The organism is Demequina soli (assembly GCF_000971195.1).
GTDB lineage: Bacteria > Actinomycetota > Actinomycetes > Actinomycetales > Demequinaceae > Demequina > Demequina soli.
Genome location: NZ_BBLZ01000001.1, coordinates 661,335 through 676,899, shown reverse-complemented (window position 1 = coordinate 676,899; position 15,565 = coordinate 661,335). Strand labels below are relative to the sequence as shown.

Below are 15,565 nucleotides of genomic sequence, written 5' to 3'. Positions count from 1 at the left end.
GATGGACGACGTCCGCGGTCACGCGGTCAACGGCAACACGCGCCGGCCGGGCCGGCTGCGCATCGGCGTGGTCGGGGCCGGCAAGGTCGGCGCGGTGCTCGCCGCCGCGCTGCGCGAAGCCGGCCACGAGATCGTTGCCGCCTCCGGCGTCTCGGAGGAGACGCTCAGCCGCATCGACGCCCTGCTGCCCGGCGTGCCCGTCGCCGACCCCGACGAGGTGGTGCGCGCCGCCGAGCTCGTCCTGCTCACCGTGCCGGACGACGCGATCGGCCCCGTCGCCGCGGGACTCGCCAAGGTCGAGGCGTGGCGCCCCGGCCAGCTGGTGGTCCACACGTCGGGCCGCCACGGCATCGACGTGCTCGCCGAGCACGCGACCCCGGGCATCGTCCCGCTCGCGATCCATCCGGCCATGACGTTCACGGGCACGTCGATGGACCGGCCGCGGCTCATCGACGCGGTGTTCGCCGTCACCGCGCCGCCGGGGCTGCTGCCCATCGCGCAGGCGCTCGTGGTGGAGATGGGCGGCGAGCCGATCGTCGTCGAGGAGTGGGACCGCCCGCTCTATCACGCGGCGCTGGTGCACGGCGCGAACCACGTGGTGACCGCGGTGGCGCAGGCCAGCCAGGTGCTGTCGCGGATCGGGATCGAGGAGCCGGCGAGGGTGCTCGGCCCGCTCATCCACGCCTCGGTCGACGGCGCCCTCCGCGACGCTCCGGGCGCGGTCTCGACCCTCACGGGACCCGTGGTGCGCGGCGACGCCGGCACCGTCGCGGCCCACCTGCGGGCCCTCGAGGGGCAGCCGGAGGCGCTGTTCGCGTATCGTGCCATGGCGCGCGCCACGGCAGACCTGGCGCTCAGCGGCGGCCGCATCGGCCCCGCGCAGTACGCCGACCTCATCGCGACGCTCGGCACGGAAGGAATGGGTGACTGATGCGCATCGTCCACACCGCCGACGAGCTCCGGGGGCTCGCGAGCCGCCCCGGCCGCCGCGCCGGCGACCGCGCGAGCCGTGCCGTCGTCATGACGATGGGTGCGCTGCACGAGGGCCATCTCGCGCTCGTGCGCGCCGCGCGCGAGGAGGCCGACGAGGTCGTCGTCACCATCTTCGTCAACCCCCTCCAGTTCGACGACGCCGCCGACCTCGACTCCTACCCCCGCACCCTCGACGCCGACTGCGCGCTGCTCGAGCCGCTCGGCGTCGACGTGGTCTTCGCGCCCTCGGTCGAGGAGATGTACCCGGCGGGCGACCCCGTGGTGACCGTCGCCGCCGGCGAGATCGGCCGCGTGCTCGAGGGCGCGCATCGTCCCGGGCACTTCGACGGCGTCCTCACCGTCGTGTGCAAGCTGCTCCACATGACCCAGCCGGACCTCGCGTTCTTCGGGCAGAAGGACGCGCAGCAGATCATCGCCGTGCGCACCATGGCGCGCGACCTGTCGATGCCCGTGCGGATCGTCGCCGTGCCCACCGTGCGCGACGCGGATGGCCTCGCGCTGTCCTCGCGCAACGTCTTCCTGTCGGCACCCGAGCGCGCGCGTGCCCTGGTGCTGTCGCGGGCATTGCAGGCGGCCGATGCGGCGGCCCGGGTGGGCGCCGACCTCGCCGAGGCGCTCGCGGCCGGGCACGCGGCGCTCGCGCACGAGCCCGACGTCGAGGTCGACTACCTCGAGGCGCTCGACCCGGTGTCGGCGGTCCCGCTCGAGGGGGACTACCGTGGAGAGGCAGTGATCGCCGTGGCCGCCCGGGTGGGCGAGACGCGGCTCATCGACAACGTCGTGACGCGGTTCGGTCCCCCGATCGACTGATCGGGCCCGCCTCCGGGTTCCGCGTCGCGCGCGGAAGGACCCCCTCATGACCTCGCTCCAGCGCCCGATGATGATCTCCAAGATCCACCGGGCCACCGTGACCCAGGCGGACCTGCACTACGTGGGCTCCGTCACCATCGACGTCGACCTCATGGAGGCGGCGGACCTGCTGCCGGGCCAGCAGGTCGACATCGTCGACGTCACCAACGGCGCACGGCTCACCACGTATGCGATCCCCGGCGAGCGCGGCACCGGCGTGCTGTGCATCAACGGCGCCGCCGCGCACCTGGTGAAGGCGGGGGACCTGGTCATCATCATCGGCTACGGCATGCTCGCCGACGCCGAGGCCCGCACCTTCGAGCCGCACGTGGTGTTCGTCGACGCCGCGAACCGCGTGGTCGAGCTGTCCGACGAGCCCGGGCTGGTGCCCGCGTCCGCGGAGGGCCTCGAGCCGTCGGGCCTGCCCGTCCACGAGTTCCACGCGCAGGGCTGGGGCGCGTACGGGGCCTGACCCCCCGATCTGCTCCGCACGGTTCGGCGCGCGACACGCCGAGCCGCTCGCGCATCGTCCCCATCTCCGCGGCGTGTCGTGATCGATACCGTGCTGAGCGAACTCGGCGGCCGCGGTCAAGGTCCCCCATCCGCGCCGGTAACCTGGCGTTCATGACCGCCTTCGTGCGACGTCTGGCCGCGCCCGAGCCCGGCTGGACCATCGAGACCGACGTCATCGTGGTGGGCTCCGGCATCGCCGGCCTCACCACCGCGCTCGACCTGCGCGAGAAGGTCGACCGCGTCCTCGTGGTGACCAAGGGGCTGCTCTCGTCCGGGTCCACGGTGTGGGCGCAGGGCGGCATCGCCGCGGCGCTCGACCCCGAGGACACCCCGGAGGAGCACCTCGAGGACACGCTCGTCGCGGGCGTGGGGCTGTGCTCCGAGGAGGCGGTGCGCGTCCTCGTCACCGAGGGCCCGCACTCGATCCGCAAGCTCCTGCGCCGCGGTGCGCAGTTCGACGTGGGCCCGGACGGCGACCTCACGCTCACGCGCGAGGGCGGCCACCACCGCGACCGCATCGTCCACGCGGGCGGCGACGCGACGGGCGCGGAGGTCTCGCGCGCGCTCGTCGAGCAGCTCGAGGCGATCCGCAACGACCCTGGTATCGAGGTCATCGAGCACGCCATGGTGGTCGACCTCCTCACCGGCGCGCCCGACGCCGAGGGCCGTCCCGGCCCCGTGTGCGGCGCGACCATCCACGTGATCGGCGAGGGTTCGCGCGACGGCGTCGGCGCGGCGCTCGCGAAGGCTGTGGTGTTCGCGACCGGCGGCATCGGCCAGGTGTTCCGCTCGTCGACGAACCCCGCATCGTCCACGGGCGACGGTCTCGCCGCCGCCCTGCGCGCGGGCGCGGCGGTCGCGGACGTCGAGTTCGTGCAGTTCCACCCGACCGTGCTGTGGCAGGGCGCCAACGCGCGCGGCCAGCTGCCCCTCATCTCCGAGGCGGTGCGCGGCGAGGGCGCGTACCTGCTCAACGGCGCCGGCGAGCGCTTCATGGTCGGCCGGCACGAGCTCGCCGAGCTCGCGCCCCGCGACGTGGTCAGCCGCAACATCGTCGACGTGATGCGCGAGGACGAGTCCGACTCCGTCTTCCTCGACTGCCGCCACCTCGACGCGCGCTTCCTCGAGCGCCGCTTCCCGTCGATCTGGCGCTCGCTCGAGGAGCACGGCATCGACATGGCGCACGACCTCATCCCCGTCGCCCCCGCCCAGCACTTCCACTCCGGCGGCATCCTCACCGATCTCAACGGCCGGTCCACGCAGCAGGGGCTCTACGCGATCGGCGAGGCGGCCTGCACGGGCGTGCACGGCGCCAACCGCCTCGCGTCGAACTCGCTGCTCGAGGGGCTGGTGTTCGCGCGCCGCGCGGCCCGCGACGCGGCGTCGATGGTCGCGGACGGGGTCCTCACGCAGGTCGCTCCCATCGAGCGCACGGGGGAGTCCGCCCTGGTCCCGGCGACGATGCGCCCGCGCGTCCAGGCCATCGCCCACGAGGGCGCGGGTCCGGTCCGCGACGCGGACGGGCTCGACGATGCCGTGGCCCGGCTGTCGCGGATCCGCTCGCGGTTCCACACCGACCCGGTCGCGAAGGTGGTGCCGCAGGTCGCCGAGTGGGAGACCACCAACATCGTCGCCTCCGCGTCCGTGCTGTGCGAGGCGGCGCTGCTGCGCGAGGAGTCGCGCGGCGGGCACCAGCGCGAGGACTTCCCGGCCACGGATCCGGAGTGGGCGGTGCACCTCGCGGCACGGCTGGACCCGGACGGCGAGCTGGTGTTCGCGAAGGCGCCGCTCGAGCTGGGCGGGTAGGCGGCCCCGCGCCACCGGAATTGGTAGGTGGTTGTCGGTTTTCGGCGATCCCTGCGTCACACGGGTGGGTGAGTGTCGCTCCTACGCGACGAACCCGACCACGAGTGGTGCGAGCGCCGTCGGGTCGACCGCGTGCCCCTGGCCCTCGACCAGCGCGAACCGGCCGTTGGGCACGGCCCCGGCCAACGACCGCGCGCCCCACTGCAGGAACTCCGGCGTCGTCGAGCCGGCGAGCGCGAGCACCGGCGCGGTCACCTCGCCCGCCGCCGCGGGGATCGACGAGTCACCCATCGCGGCGTCGTCGTACGCGAGCGTCGGCGCGATCGCGAGGTTGTCGGCCCACGCGGGCGAGGCCCGCATCGCCTCGATCCCGGCCGGCGGCATGCCCACCCGCGTGAAGAACGCCGCCAGCGCCGCGTCCAGGTCGCCGTGCCCGAGCGCCTCGGCCAGCGCCACGGTGTACGCGGCCGCGCCCGCGCGGGCGGGCTCGGGCATGAACGGCGGCTCGTACGCGATCAGGTGTGTCACGGCCGCGCCGAGGCGTGCGGCCGCGCGGGTGGCGAGGGCGGCGCCCGACGACATCCCGAGCAGCGCCGCGGACCCACCCGCCGCATCGACCAGGGCGCCGAGGTCCTCGACCTCCCTGTCGACCGAGAACGGGAGCGTGTCGCCGCTGGCGCCGCGGCCGCGGCGGTCGTACAGGTGGACGGTGAAGCGGTCGGCGAGGGCGGCAGCCACGCCGCGCATCGGCCCCGCGTCGCGGAAGCACATCGCGCCGTCGACGAGTATCAGCGCGGGGCCGGTGCCGGTCGTCTCGAACGCGATCGCGGTGCCGTCGGCGGAGGTCACGTGGCTCATGCGCACCATCCTGCGCCCCCTGTCAGTTCGCTGCGCACGGTCTGGACCGGGACACGCCGACGCCGCACCGCCCCACGCGGGGACGATGCGGCGTGTCGGCTTGGAGACCGTGCGCAGCGAACCGGCGAACCGGCGAACCGGCGAACCGGCGAACCGGCGAACCGGCGAACCGGCGAACCGGCGAACCGGCGAACCGGCGAACCGGCGAACCGGCGAACCGGCGAGGCGTGCGCGTCTCAGGCGGGCTGGAACGCGCCCGTCGCGAGCTCGAGCTCGGGGACCGCCTCGACGAGCGTGAACATGCCGCCGTCGAACGTCGCCGAGTCGAGGCCGTGCTGCGCGAGCACGCGGTGCGCGTAGTAGGAGCGCACGCCGGACGCGCAGATCACGCGGACCGGGCGGCCCGCCGCGAGCTGCTTGACGCCCTCGATGTACTCACGGATGTGGGTGTGCGGCAGATTGATCGCCTCGGGAAGGTGGCCCATCGCGTACTCGCGCTCCGAGCGCACGTCGAGCAGGAGGGCGTTGTCCACGACCCACGCCAGGTCCTCGCCCCTCCACACCTTGGTGGTCCCGTTGACCACGTTCTGCGCGAGGAAGCCGAGCATGTTGACGGGGTCCTTGGCGGACCCGAAGGGAGGCGCGTATGCGAGCTCGAGCTCCGCGATGTCGTCGGCAGAGAAGCCCGCCCGCAGCGCGGTCGCGAGGACGTCGATGCGCTTGTCGGCGCCGTCGGGGCCCACGGCCTGCGCGCCGAGAAGCGTGCCTTCGGGCGAGAACACGCCCATGAGGTGGAGCACCTGGGAGCCGGGGAAGTAGCCCGCGTGGTTCGCGGGGTGGGTGTGCACCGTGAAGTACTCGATGCCGGCGGCGTCGAGCATGCGCGGCGACGCACCCGTCATCGCGGCGGTGAGGCCGAACGCCCGCACGATGGCCGTGCCGAGCACCGGCTGGGCCTCGTCGGCCCGGCCCATGATGGAGTCGGCGGCGCGGCGGCCCTGGCGGTTGGCCGGACCGGCGAGCGGGACGGGGCCCACCTGGCCGGTGACGCCGTGGCGCACCGCGATCGCGTCGCCGGCGGCCCAGATGTGCGCGTCGGAGGTGCGCTGGAGCGAGTCGACCACGATCGCGCCGCGGTCGGTCAGCTCGAGGCCCGCCTCGGCGGCCAGCGCGGTGTTGGGGTTGACGCCCACCGACACCACGACGATGTCCGCGGGCACCTCGGTGCCGTCGCCGAGCGTGACGGTGACCGCCGCATCGTCCCCGGTGCGGGGGTGGACGCCGGTGGCCGCGACGCCCGTGCGCACGTCGATGCCGTGCGCGGTGAGCTCCTTGGCGACGAGTGCGCTCATCTCGGGCGCGAGCGGCGGCAGCACCTGCGGGGCGAGCTCGACGAGCGTGACGTCGAGGCCGCGGTGACGGAACGCCTCGGCGGTCTCGAGGCCGATGAAGCCGGCGCCCATGACGACCGCGCGCTTCGCCGTGGCCGCGCGGCCCGCGAGCTCGCGCGCCTCGTCGACGGTGCGCAGGTGGGTGACCTCGGGTAGGTCCATGCCGGGGATGGGCGGGAGGATCGCGTCCGCGCCGGGGGAGAGGACGAGCGCGTCGTACGAGAGCGTCTCGGTGCCGGCTGGCGTCGAGACCAGGACGGTCTGCGCGGTGCGGTCGATCGAGATGACCTCGTGCTCGGTGCGCACGTCGAGGTCGAGCTCCGCGCGGAGCGACTCGGGCGAGTGCAGCAGCAGGTAGGAGTCCTGCTCGATCTCGCCGCCCACGTGATAGGGCAGGCCGCAGTTGGCGAAGGACACGTAGCGGCCCTTCTCGAGCACGATGATCTCGGCGTGCTCGTCGAGGCGGCGCGCGCGGGCCGCGGCGCTCATGCCGCCTGCCACTCCACCGATCACCAGGATGCGCATGTGAGGTCCTTCCGTCGAGGTTTCGGAACCAGGCTAACAGATACCCCCGGGGGTATATTCCGACCTTGGTCCTAGACCTGACGTACCAGGAACGATGCGCTCGTGCGGGGCCGCGGGGCGGCCCCGGCTCAGGCCAGCGACATGAACATCTTCTGGAGGCGCTCCTTGGCGTCCGTGGCCTCCTCGCCGGCGTTGATGCACTGCTCGAGGCCGGCCGCGATCATGGTGAAGCCGGCGCGGTCGATCGCCTTGGACACGGCGGCCAGCTGCGTGACGACGTCGGAGCACTCGCGGCCGTCCTCGATCATCTTGAGCACCCCCGCGAGCTGGCCGTGCGCGCGGCGCAGCCGCTTGACGACGGGGTCCATGTCCTCGGGGCTCAGGTGGATCTCGGCCATGATGTGCTCCTCCGGGTGGGTGGCTCAAGAGGTCCAGGATACCCCGTGGGGGTATATGCGCGGCAGGGCTTGCGTCCCGCCGTGCCACCATGGGCGCATGACCCGCACCCCGCACCCCGAGGAGCTCCCGCAGGACGCGCCGCTCGACGCCGAGGCGCTCGCGCGCATCGTGGCCGTGGCGCTCGACGAGGACCTCGGCGCCGCCCCGGGCCGCGACGTCACCACGCAGTCGACCATCGCGGCCGACGCCCGCGTGGCGGGCGTGGTCGCCACCCGCGAGGAGTGCGTGCTGGCGGGCGTCGACGCGATCGGGGAGACGATGCGCCAGGTCGCCGCGCGCCTGGGCCTCGAGCCGCCCGTGGTCGAGATCGTCGCGCGCGACGGCGACCGGCTCTCGCCCGGCGCGGTCATCGCGCGGTTCGAGGGCCCGGGCCACGTGGTCCTCATCGCCGAGCGCACCCTGCTCAACCTCATGTCCCGCGCCTCGGGCGTCGCGACCCACACCCGCCGCTGGGCCGACGCGCTCGCGGGCACGGACGCCAAGGTGCTCGACACCCGCAAGACCACCCCGGGCCTGCGCGCGCTCGAGAAGTACGCCGTGCGCACGGGTGGCGGCGTCAACAAGCGCATGGGCCTGTTCGACTGCGCGATGGTCAAGGACAACCACATCGTCGCCGCCGGATCCGTCGCGGACGCGATCGCGCGCATCGGCGCACGCTTCCCCGACGTGCCCGTCCAGGTCGAGGTCGAGGACGTCGCCCAGGCGCGCGAGGCCATCGCGGCCGGCGCGCGCTTCCTCATGCTCGACAACATGCCCCCGGAGACGATGCGCGCGCTGGTCGACGAGGTCCGTGCCGGCGAGCACGCCACCGGCAAGGTGTGGCTCGAGGCCACCGGCGGGCTGACCCTGGCGAACGTGCGCTCCGTGGCGGAGGCGGGCGTGGACTTCATGTCGGTGGGCGCCCTCACGCACTCGAGCCCGATCGTGGACCTGGGGCTCGACCTGGCGTAGCGCGCGAGCGCCCACCACATTCGCTCAGCACGGTTCGGCGCGCAACACGCCGCCCGATCCCGCGCACCGTCCCTCCGCGCCCCGCGTGTCGCGGGCGAAACCGTGCCGAGCAAAGCTGGGAGGCGTCCCACGTAGAATTGTCCGCGTGACTGAGCAGACCGCGCCCGCCCCCGAGACCACCGACGACATCCCCGAGCAGATGCGCGTGCGTCGCGAGAAGCGCGACCGTCTCATCGCCGACGGCGGCGAGGCGTACCCGGTCACCGTGCCCCGCACGCACGAGATCGCCGAGGTCAAGGAGCAGTACGCGGGCCTCGAGGACGGCGAGGAGACCCAGGACGTGGTCGGCGTCGCCGGCCGCGTGGTCTTCATCCGCAACACGGGCAAGCTGTGCTTCGCGTCCGTCCAGGACGGCACCGGCGAGCGCCTCCAGATCATGCTCAGCCTGGCCGAGGTGGGCGAGGAGTCGCTCGCGGCCTTCAAGAGCACCGTCGACCTGGGCGACCACCTGTTCGCCAAGGGCCGCGCCATCAAGTCGCGCCGCGGCGAGGTCTCCGTCTTCGCCTCCGAGTGGGCCATCGCCGCCAAGTCGCTGCGCCCGCTGCCGACCCTGCACAAGGACCTCGCCGAGGACACCCGGGTGCGCCAGCGCTACGTCGACCTCATCGCCCGCCCCCTCGCGCGCGACACCGTCCGCAACCGCGCCAAGCTCAACCGCAGCCTCCGCGAGAGCCTCCACAGCCGCGGCTTCATCGAGGTCGAGACCCCGATGCTGCAGACGCAGCCCGGCGGCGCCGCGGCCCGCCCGTTCGTCACGCACATGAACGCGTACGACATCGACCTCTACATGCGCATCGCGCCCGAGCTGTTCCTCAAGCGCGCGGCCGTCGGCGGCATCGAGAAGGTCTTCGAGATCAACCGCAACTTCCGCAACGAGGGTGCCGACAGCTCGCACAGCCCCGAGTTCTCGATGCTCGAGGCCTACGAGGCGTACGGCAACTACGACACCATGGCCGAGCTCACCCAGAGCCTGGTCCAGGGCGCCGCCGACGACATCTTCGGCACCCAGGTGGTCACCCTCGCCGACGGCTCCGAGTACGACCTGTCCGGCACCTGGCGCACCATCTCCATGTACGACTCGCTGTCCGAGGCGCTCGGCGAGGAGATCACGCCGGCCACCACGGTCGAGCGGCTCCAGCAGCTCGCGGACCGCTTCGAGGTCTCCGTGGACCCCAAGCGCGTCAACCACGGCAAGCTGGTCGAGGAGCTGTGGGAGCACCACCTGGGCGACACGCTCCACCAGCCCACCTTCGTGCGCGACTTCCCCGTCGAGACGTCCCCCCTCACGCGCGATCACCGCACCAAGGACGGCGTCGTCGAGAAGTGGGACCTCTATGTCCGCGGATTCGAGCTCGCCACCGCATATTCCGAGCTGGTCGACCCGGTCATCCAGCGCGAGCGCTTCGAGCAGCAGGCCCGCATGGCCGCGCAGGGCGACGACGAGGCCATGACCCTCGACGAGGACTTCCTCACCGCCATGGAGTACGCGATGCCCCCGAGCGGCGGCATGGGCATGGGCATCGACCGCCTGCTGATGGCGCTCACCGGCCTCGGCATCCGCGAGACCATCCTGTTCCCCCTGGTCAAGCCCACGGAGGACTGAGGATGTCCACCTGGCAGGCCGTCGCCGTCGGCATCATCCCGTCCATCGGGGTGGGCCTGATCTTCTGGTTCGCGATGCGCTCCGTGCTGCGCGCCGACCGCAACGAGCGCGCCGCGCTCGCCCGCGAGGAGGCCGAGCAGGACGCCCGCGAGGCCGCCGAGGCGGCGCGGCACGATGCGCCGGCCGCGTCGGGAGAGAATCCCGCGGTTTAGCCGCACACGCCGATAATCGCGCGCCTTTTCATGGGCGCAAGAATATCGCCGACTTTCCCTCCGGGGCCGATTTCGGAAATTCACCGCGATTCGCGTTGACTCGCGTACGCCGTAATGCGAATATCGGGGCACCTCCCGTGAAAGGAAATCGCTGTGGCGCAGAAGGTCCAGGTCGTCCTCGTGGACGACATCGACGGCTCGGTCGCGACCGAGACGGTCTCGTTCTCCCTCGACGGCTCGTCGTACGAGGTCGATCTCTCCGAGGCCAACGCCTCCGCGCTGCGCGACGCCCTCGCGCCGTGGATCTCCGCGGGCCGCCGCACCACCGCACGCAAGTCGCCCGCCCGCGCCCGCCGCGCATCGTCCACCGGCGGCGACGCCGCGGCGATCCGCGCCTGGGCGAAGGCGAACGGCGTCGAGGTCCCGGAGCGCGGCCGCATCCCGGCCAAGGTCCGCGAGGCCTACGACGCCGCATAGTGGCGCTCCTCTGGGGCACCTACCCGGCCGCGGGGCTCGGCACGCCCGCCGGCCTGGGGGAGGGGCTGTGGCGCTCCGCCGCGCCTGACTCCCCCCAGGCCGAGCGCGTGCTCGAGCTGCCCGCGCCGTCGTTCCTGGTCGCGCACCCCACCCTGCCCGTCCTGTACGCGGCGTGCGAGCTCCCCGCCAGCGAGCTTGTGGTGCTCGACGTGTCCCGCCCGGCGGCGCCGCGCATCCTCGCGAGGCTCGCCACGGGCGGCGCCGATGCGTGCCACCTGCTGCTCGCGCCCTCCGGCGACGCGATCTACGTCAGCCACTACTCGAGCGGCGACGTCGCGGTGGTGCGGCTCGGTGCCGACGGCCTGCCGGTGGACGATGCGCCGGCCCAGCTGCTCGGGCACGCGGGCTCGGGCCCGAACGCCGCCCGCCAGGAGGGTCCGCACGCGCACTCGGCCGTGCTCGCCCCCGGCGGCGCGCACGTGCTCGTGATCGACCTGGGCACCGACGAGCTGCGCCGCTACCGCGTCCTCGACGGAGGCCTGCTCGAGGCCGCGGGCATCGCCGCGACCCTGCCGCCGGGCGCCGGTCCGCGGCACGCGGCCGTGCGGGGACACCTTCTGTATGTGTCGTGCGAACTAGACAACATGTTGAGGACTTTGCGATGGGACCCTGAGTCCGCGACCGCCGAGGTGGTCGCCCAGGTCCCCTCGACCCTGGCCGCGCCCCGCAGCGCGGAGCCGCAGGACGCGCACGTCGCGCTCGTGCCGGGTCACGCCGGCGACATGCTGCTCGTGAGCGTGCGCGGTCCCGACGTCATCAGCGTGTTCGACGTCGCGCCCGAGGGTGAGCTCACCTATAGAGGTGCGTTCGACGCGGGGCACTGGCCGCGGTACTTCGCGGTGCTCGGCGACCGGCTGCTCGTGGGTGAGGAGCGCGGGCACCGTGTGCGGTCCTTCGCGATGGCCGACGTGCTCGGGCTGCCCGCGGAGAACGGCATCGGCGACGTGGTCGACCTGCCCTACGAGGCGGGCGACGTCCCGAGCCCGGCCTGCGTGGTCGACGTCTGAGCCGCTGCTCCGCGTTTGCTCCGCACGGTCTGCTCCGCGATCGCCCGGCGTGTCGCCCGCCGTGTCGCTTCTGCACCGGCGTGTCGCGCCCAGGACCGTGCGGAGCGAATCGAGCGGCGGTCCAGGCGGGACCTTGGCCGGGCGCGATCCGGGCGGTCCCCACTAGGCTGACCGCATGACCTACACACTGATCCTGCTCCGCCACGGCGAGAGCGAGTGGAACGAGAAGAACCTGTTCACCGGCTGGGTCGACGTCCCCCTCAACGAGAAGGGGACGGGCGAGGCCAAGCGCGGCGGCGAGCTGCTCAAGGAGGAGGGCATCCTCCCGGACGTGCTCCACACGTCGCTCCTGCGCCGCGCGATCATGACCGCGAACCTCGCGCTCGACGCCGCGGACCGTCACTGGATCCCCGTCAAGCGCAACTGGCGCCTCAACGAGCGTCACTACGGCGACCTCCAGGGCAAGAACAAGGCCGAGACCCTCGAGCAGTTCGGCGAGGAGAAGTTCATGATCTGGCGCCGTTCGTACGACGTGCCGCCGCCGGAGATCTCCGCCGACAACCCGTTCACCCAGGAGGGCGACCCGCGCTACGCCGGCGAGGCCATCCCGAAGACGGAGTGCCTCAAGGACGTCCTCGAGCGTGCCCTTCCCTACTGGGAGGAGGCCGTGGTCCCCGACCTCAAGGCCGGCAAGACCGTCATGGTCGCGGCGCACGGCAACTCGCTGCGCGCGATCGTCAAGCACCTCGACGACATCGCGGACGACGCGATCGTGGGCGTCAACATCCCCACGGGCATCCCGCTCGTCTACCACCTCGACGAGGAGACCCTGAAGCCCACCAACCCGGGCGGCACCTACCTCGACCCCGAGGCCGCCGCGGCCGCGATCCAGGCCGTCGCGAACCAGGGCAAGAAGAAGTAGCCCCGGGGACGATGCGCGGCTCGCCCCGCGCATCGTCCACCGGGACGACGAAGGCCCCGACCATGCGGTCGGGGCCTTCCTCTATGTTCGGGGAGCGTCAGATCTTGGCGCTCGCGTCCGACAGGTCGCCGGTGACCAGGTAGACGATGCGGCGCGAGACGCCCACCGCGTGGTCGCCGAAGCGCTCGTAGTAGCGGGCGAGCAGCGCGAGGTCGAGGGTCTCCTGCGGGGTGCCCTGGTACTCGCCGTCGACGATGCCCTTGTAGGCGCGCGAGTGCAGCGCGTCGAGGTTGTCGTCATCCGCGACGATCGACGCGGCGACATTGAGGTCGCGCGACTCGAGCAGCTTGACGGTCTCGGACGCGGCCTCCTTGGCGGCCGCGCTCATGCCCTCGATGATCTCGCGGTGGGACTCCGGGATCGCGGAGCCCGGGTACGCGCGGCGCGCGGCCTCGGCGATGTGCTGGGCGAGGTCGCCCATCCGCTCGAGCGACGCGGAGATCCGCAGCGACGAGATGATCGTGCGGAGGTCGAGGCCCACCGGCTGCTGCTGCGCGATGAGCAGGACGCAACGCTCGTCGACCACGCTCTCGAGGTCGTCGAGCTTCGAGTCCTCGGCGATCACGCTCTGCGCGAGCTCGACGTTCGCGGTGAGGATGGCGTCCGATGCGTGGGCGATCGCGGTCTCGACGTGACGCGCCATCGCGATCAGGTCGTCGGCGAGCTCCGACATCTCGGCGTTGAACAGGGTGCGCATGGCTCTCCTTCTGGCTTAGCCCCCTCAGTCTGGCATCCGTGGCAGGGACGATGCGACGGTCGCCCGGGGACGACGGTGAACAATCGGTGCGGCCCGTGAACATTGGGTGAACTGCCAGGGCCGTGGTTACTGTGGCGCCATGAGTCCGGAGGTATGGGTCGCCGTGATCATCGGTGCCGCCGTCGGCGCCCTGGTCACCTTCCTCGCAACGCAGCTGAGTCGCCGCAACGACGCGATCGCCGCGACCCTGGTGCCGCACCGCACCCGCGAGCTCATGGCGGTGCTGCAGGCCGGCGCCGTGATCATCCGCCGGGACCGGCGCAGCGCCTACAGCAACCACACGGCGGCCGCGCTCGGCATCGCGCGCCCCGACGGCGCGCTCAACACCGACCTCGCGGACCTCGCCGAGGAGGCGTGGCGGCGCGACATGGCGCTCGAGGGGGAGATTGCGGTCAGCCGCGGCGTGCTGTCGGCCCCGCGCTACGTCCACGTCAGGGTGACGCCGCTCGACGACGAGCTGTGCCTCGCGCTCGCCAACGACAACACCGAGTCCCGCGCCGCGGAGACCTCCCGTCGCGAGTTCGCCGTCAACGTCTCGCACGAGCTCAAGACCCCGGTGGGGGCGCTCAGCCTCCTCGCGGAGACCATCGAGGAGGGCGCCGACGACCCGGAGATGGTGCGCAAGTTCGCCAAGAAGATGCGCAAGGAGTCGCGCCGCCTCACCAAGCTGATCCAGGAGATCATCGAGATCTCGCGCCTCCAGGGCGGCGGATCCGTGATCGAGCACGAGGAGCTCCACCTCGACGGCGTGGTCCACGAGTCGGTCGAGGCCGCGCGCCTGGGCGCCGAGGCCAAGCAGATCCGGCTCGTCACGGACGTCAAGGACCGGCCGGTGGTGGTCGCCGACCGCGACCTGCTCGTGATGGCGCTGCGCAACCTCATCGACAACGCGGTCGCGTACTCGGACGACGGCTCGGAGGTGGTGGTGTCGCTCCTCTCGCGCGACGGCGTCGCGTCCGTGTCCGTGATCGACCGCGGGATCGGCATCGAGGTCAAGGACCAGGAGCGCATCTTCGAGCGCTTCTACCGCGCCGACCCGGCACGCTCCCGCGAGACCGGCGGCACGGGCCTGGGCCTCAGCATCGTCAAGCACATCGCGCACCAGCACTCCGGCTCGGTGTCGCTGTGGTCGGAGCCCGGCGTGGGCTCGACCTTCACGTTCAAGCTCGCAGTGCACCAGGAGGGGACATCATGACCGAGGCTCGGATCCTCGTCGTCGAGGACGAGGAGTCGTACCGCGACTCGCTGCAGTTCCTGCTCGAGCGCGAGGGCTTCGCGGTCGAGCTCGCGGCGACCGGCACGGCCGGCCTGGAGGCCTTCATCCGCGACGGCGCCGACCTCATCCTGCTCGACCTCATGCTCCCCGGGATGTCGGGGCCCGAGGTGTTCAAGGCGGTGCGCGAGCGTTCCGACGTGCCGGTGATCATGGTCACCGCGAAGGACGACCAGGTGGACAAGATCATCGGCCTCGAGCTCGGCGCCGACGACTACGTCACCAAGCCCTACTCGGGCCGCGAGCTGGTCGCCCGCATCCGCACGGTGCTGCGGCGCTACGCGTCGGGCCAGCGCGACATCGTCGACGAGCCGGAGCGGCTCACGGTCGCGGGCATCACGCTCGACCCCGAGCGCCTCCAGATGATCCGCGACGGCGAGGCGCAGTCGCTGCCGCCCAAGGAGTTCGCGCTGCTGCACCTGCTCGCGCAGAACGCCGGGCGGGTGCTGCCGCGCCAGGTCATCATCGACCGCGTGTGGGGCTCGGACTACTTCGGCGACACCAAGACCCTCGACGTGCACATCAAGCGGATCCGCTCGCGGGTCGAGGCGGACCCGTCCGAGCCGACGCTCATCCAGACCGTCCGCGGGGTCGGGTACTCGTTCGAGGCGTAGCGGCGGGTTCGTGGGGTGTGCGCCCCGGGCGCCCCCGGAGGTACCGACCGGGCCGACCGGGCCGCCCGACCACCATCCACCCATACGACGCGGGGATCCCGCGAAACCGCCCATGATCTACCAAATCGCCCGAGGGTGCGGCGTGGCGGGGGCCCGCGCGGACGCGGGAGCGGCG

16 protein-coding genes are annotated in these 15,565 nt (G+C 72.6%); 12 read left to right on the top strand and 4 right to left on the bottom strand.

Annotated features, from left to right (window positions below; translation table 11 throughout):
• The first annotated feature begins 1 nt into the window (after nt 1).
• The 4 genes from AOM04_RS03215 to AOM04_RS03200 all read left to right on the top strand — a co-directional run bounded on the left by AOM04_RS03215 (nt 2) and on the right by AOM04_RS03200 (nt 4,161).
• Nucleotides 2-931: a Rossmann-like and DUF2520 domain-containing protein gene (locus AOM04_RS03215; protein ID WP_062462109.1), complete on the top strand. Its 930-nt coding sequence runs from the start codon at nt 2-4 to the stop codon at nt 929-931.
• On the top strand, nt 931-1,803 hold the full coding sequence (gene panC, locus AOM04_RS03210; RefSeq protein ID WP_062462106.1) for a pantoate--beta-alanine ligase: 873 nt from the start codon (nt 931-933) through the stop codon (nt 1,801-1,803). The genes AOM04_RS03215 and panC overlap by 1 nt, the downstream gene beginning before the upstream one ends.
• A 46-nt stretch (nt 1,804-1,849) precedes the next feature.
• Nucleotides 1,850-2,314 (top strand): aspartate 1-decarboxylase, encoded by a 465-nt coding sequence (panD, locus tag AOM04_RS03205; protein ID WP_062462103.1) that lies wholly within the window; start codon nt 1,850-1,852, stop codon nt 2,312-2,314.
• A 152-nt stretch (nt 2,315-2,466) separates the two neighbouring features.
• Entirely contained in the window at nt 2,467-4,161 is a 1,695-nt protein-coding gene (locus AOM04_RS03200) for an L-aspartate oxidase (RefSeq protein ID WP_062462100.1), read from the top strand.
• 81 nt (nt 4,162-4,242) lie between these two features.
• Here the strand turns inward: AOM04_RS03200 and AOM04_RS03195 are convergent, their stop codons facing one another.
• The 3 genes from AOM04_RS03195 to AOM04_RS03185 form a co-directional block, all read right to left on the bottom strand.
• Complete coding sequence (locus tag AOM04_RS03195) at nt 4,243-5,019, bottom strand: alpha/beta fold hydrolase (RefSeq protein ID WP_062462097.1); 777 nt, start codon at nt 5,017-5,019, stop codon at nt 4,243-4,245.
• A gap of 236 nt (nt 5,020-5,255) precedes the next feature.
• Nucleotides 5,256-6,935, bottom strand: coding sequence for an FAD-dependent oxidoreductase (locus AOM04_RS03190; RefSeq protein ID WP_062462094.1), 1,680 nt, complete (start codon nt 6,933-6,935; stop codon nt 5,256-5,258).
• A gap of 128 nt (nt 6,936-7,063) precedes the next feature.
• Entirely contained in the window at nt 7,064-7,324 is a 261-nt protein-coding gene (locus tag AOM04_RS03185; RefSeq protein WP_062462393.1) for a metal-sensitive transcriptional regulator, read from the bottom strand.
• Between the two features lie 106 nt (nt 7,325-7,430).
• Here AOM04_RS03185 and nadC point away from each other — a divergent pair, with 106 nt between their 5' ends.
• The 6 genes from nadC (at nt 7,431) to AOM04_RS03155 (ending at nt 12,686) form a co-directional block, all read left to right on the top strand.
• The gene (nadC, locus tag AOM04_RS03180; protein ID WP_062462091.1) at nt 7,431-8,345 is read left to right on the top strand and encodes a carboxylating nicotinate-nucleotide diphosphorylase; all 915 of its coding nucleotides are present in this window, start codon (nt 7,431-7,433) and stop codon (nt 8,343-8,345) included.
• Between the two features lie 199 nt (nt 8,346-8,544).
• Entirely contained in the window at nt 8,545-10,008 is a 1,464-nt protein-coding gene (lysS, locus tag AOM04_RS03175) for a lysine--tRNA ligase (RefSeq protein WP_062462390.1), read from the top strand.
• A gap of 2 nt (nt 10,009-10,010) precedes the next feature.
• On the top strand, nt 10,011-10,220 hold the full coding sequence (locus tag AOM04_RS03170) for a hypothetical protein (protein WP_062462088.1): 210 nt from the start codon (nt 10,011-10,013) through the stop codon (nt 10,218-10,220).
• A 153-nt stretch (nt 10,221-10,373) separates the two neighbouring features.
• Nucleotides 10,374-10,697, top strand: coding sequence for a histone-like nucleoid-structuring protein Lsr2 (locus AOM04_RS03165; protein WP_062462085.1), 324 nt, complete (start codon nt 10,374-10,376; stop codon nt 10,695-10,697).
• Nucleotides 10,697-11,764: a lactonase family protein gene (locus AOM04_RS03160; RefSeq protein WP_062462082.1), complete on the top strand. Its 1,068-nt coding sequence runs from the start codon at nt 10,697-10,699 to the stop codon at nt 11,762-11,764. Before AOM04_RS03165 ends, AOM04_RS03160 begins: the two co-directional genes overlap by 1 nt.
• 175 nt (nt 11,765-11,939) lie before the next feature.
• Entirely contained in the window at nt 11,940-12,686 is a 747-nt protein-coding gene (locus tag AOM04_RS03155) for a phosphoglyceromutase (RefSeq protein ID WP_062462079.1), read from the top strand.
• Nucleotides 12,687-12,783: 97 nt separating this feature from the next.
• Here AOM04_RS03155 and phoU read toward each other — a convergent pair whose 3' ends face one another.
• Nucleotides 12,784-13,443 carry a phosphate signaling complex protein PhoU gene (gene phoU / locus AOM04_RS03150; RefSeq protein ID WP_062462076.1) on the bottom strand — a complete coding sequence of 220 codons (660 nt, stop codon included), beginning with the start codon at nt 13,441-13,443 and terminating at the stop codon, nt 12,784-12,786.
• Between the two features lie 139 nt (nt 13,444-13,582).
• On the opposite strand from phoU, the gene AOM04_RS03145 reads away from it, so the two are divergent.
• Both AOM04_RS03145 and AOM04_RS03140 read left to right on the top strand, forming a co-directional pair.
• Nucleotides 13,583-14,698: a sensor histidine kinase gene (locus AOM04_RS03145; RefSeq protein ID WP_082104318.1), complete on the top strand. Its 1,116-nt coding sequence runs from the start codon at nt 13,583-13,585 to the stop codon at nt 14,696-14,698.
• Nucleotides 14,695-15,390 (top strand): response regulator transcription factor, encoded by a 696-nt coding sequence (locus tag AOM04_RS03140; RefSeq protein ID WP_062462070.1) that lies wholly within the window; start codon nt 14,695-14,697, stop codon nt 15,388-15,390. Before AOM04_RS03145 ends, AOM04_RS03140 begins: the two co-directional genes overlap by 4 nt.
• The last annotated feature ends 175 nt before the right edge of the window (nt 15,391-15,565 follow it).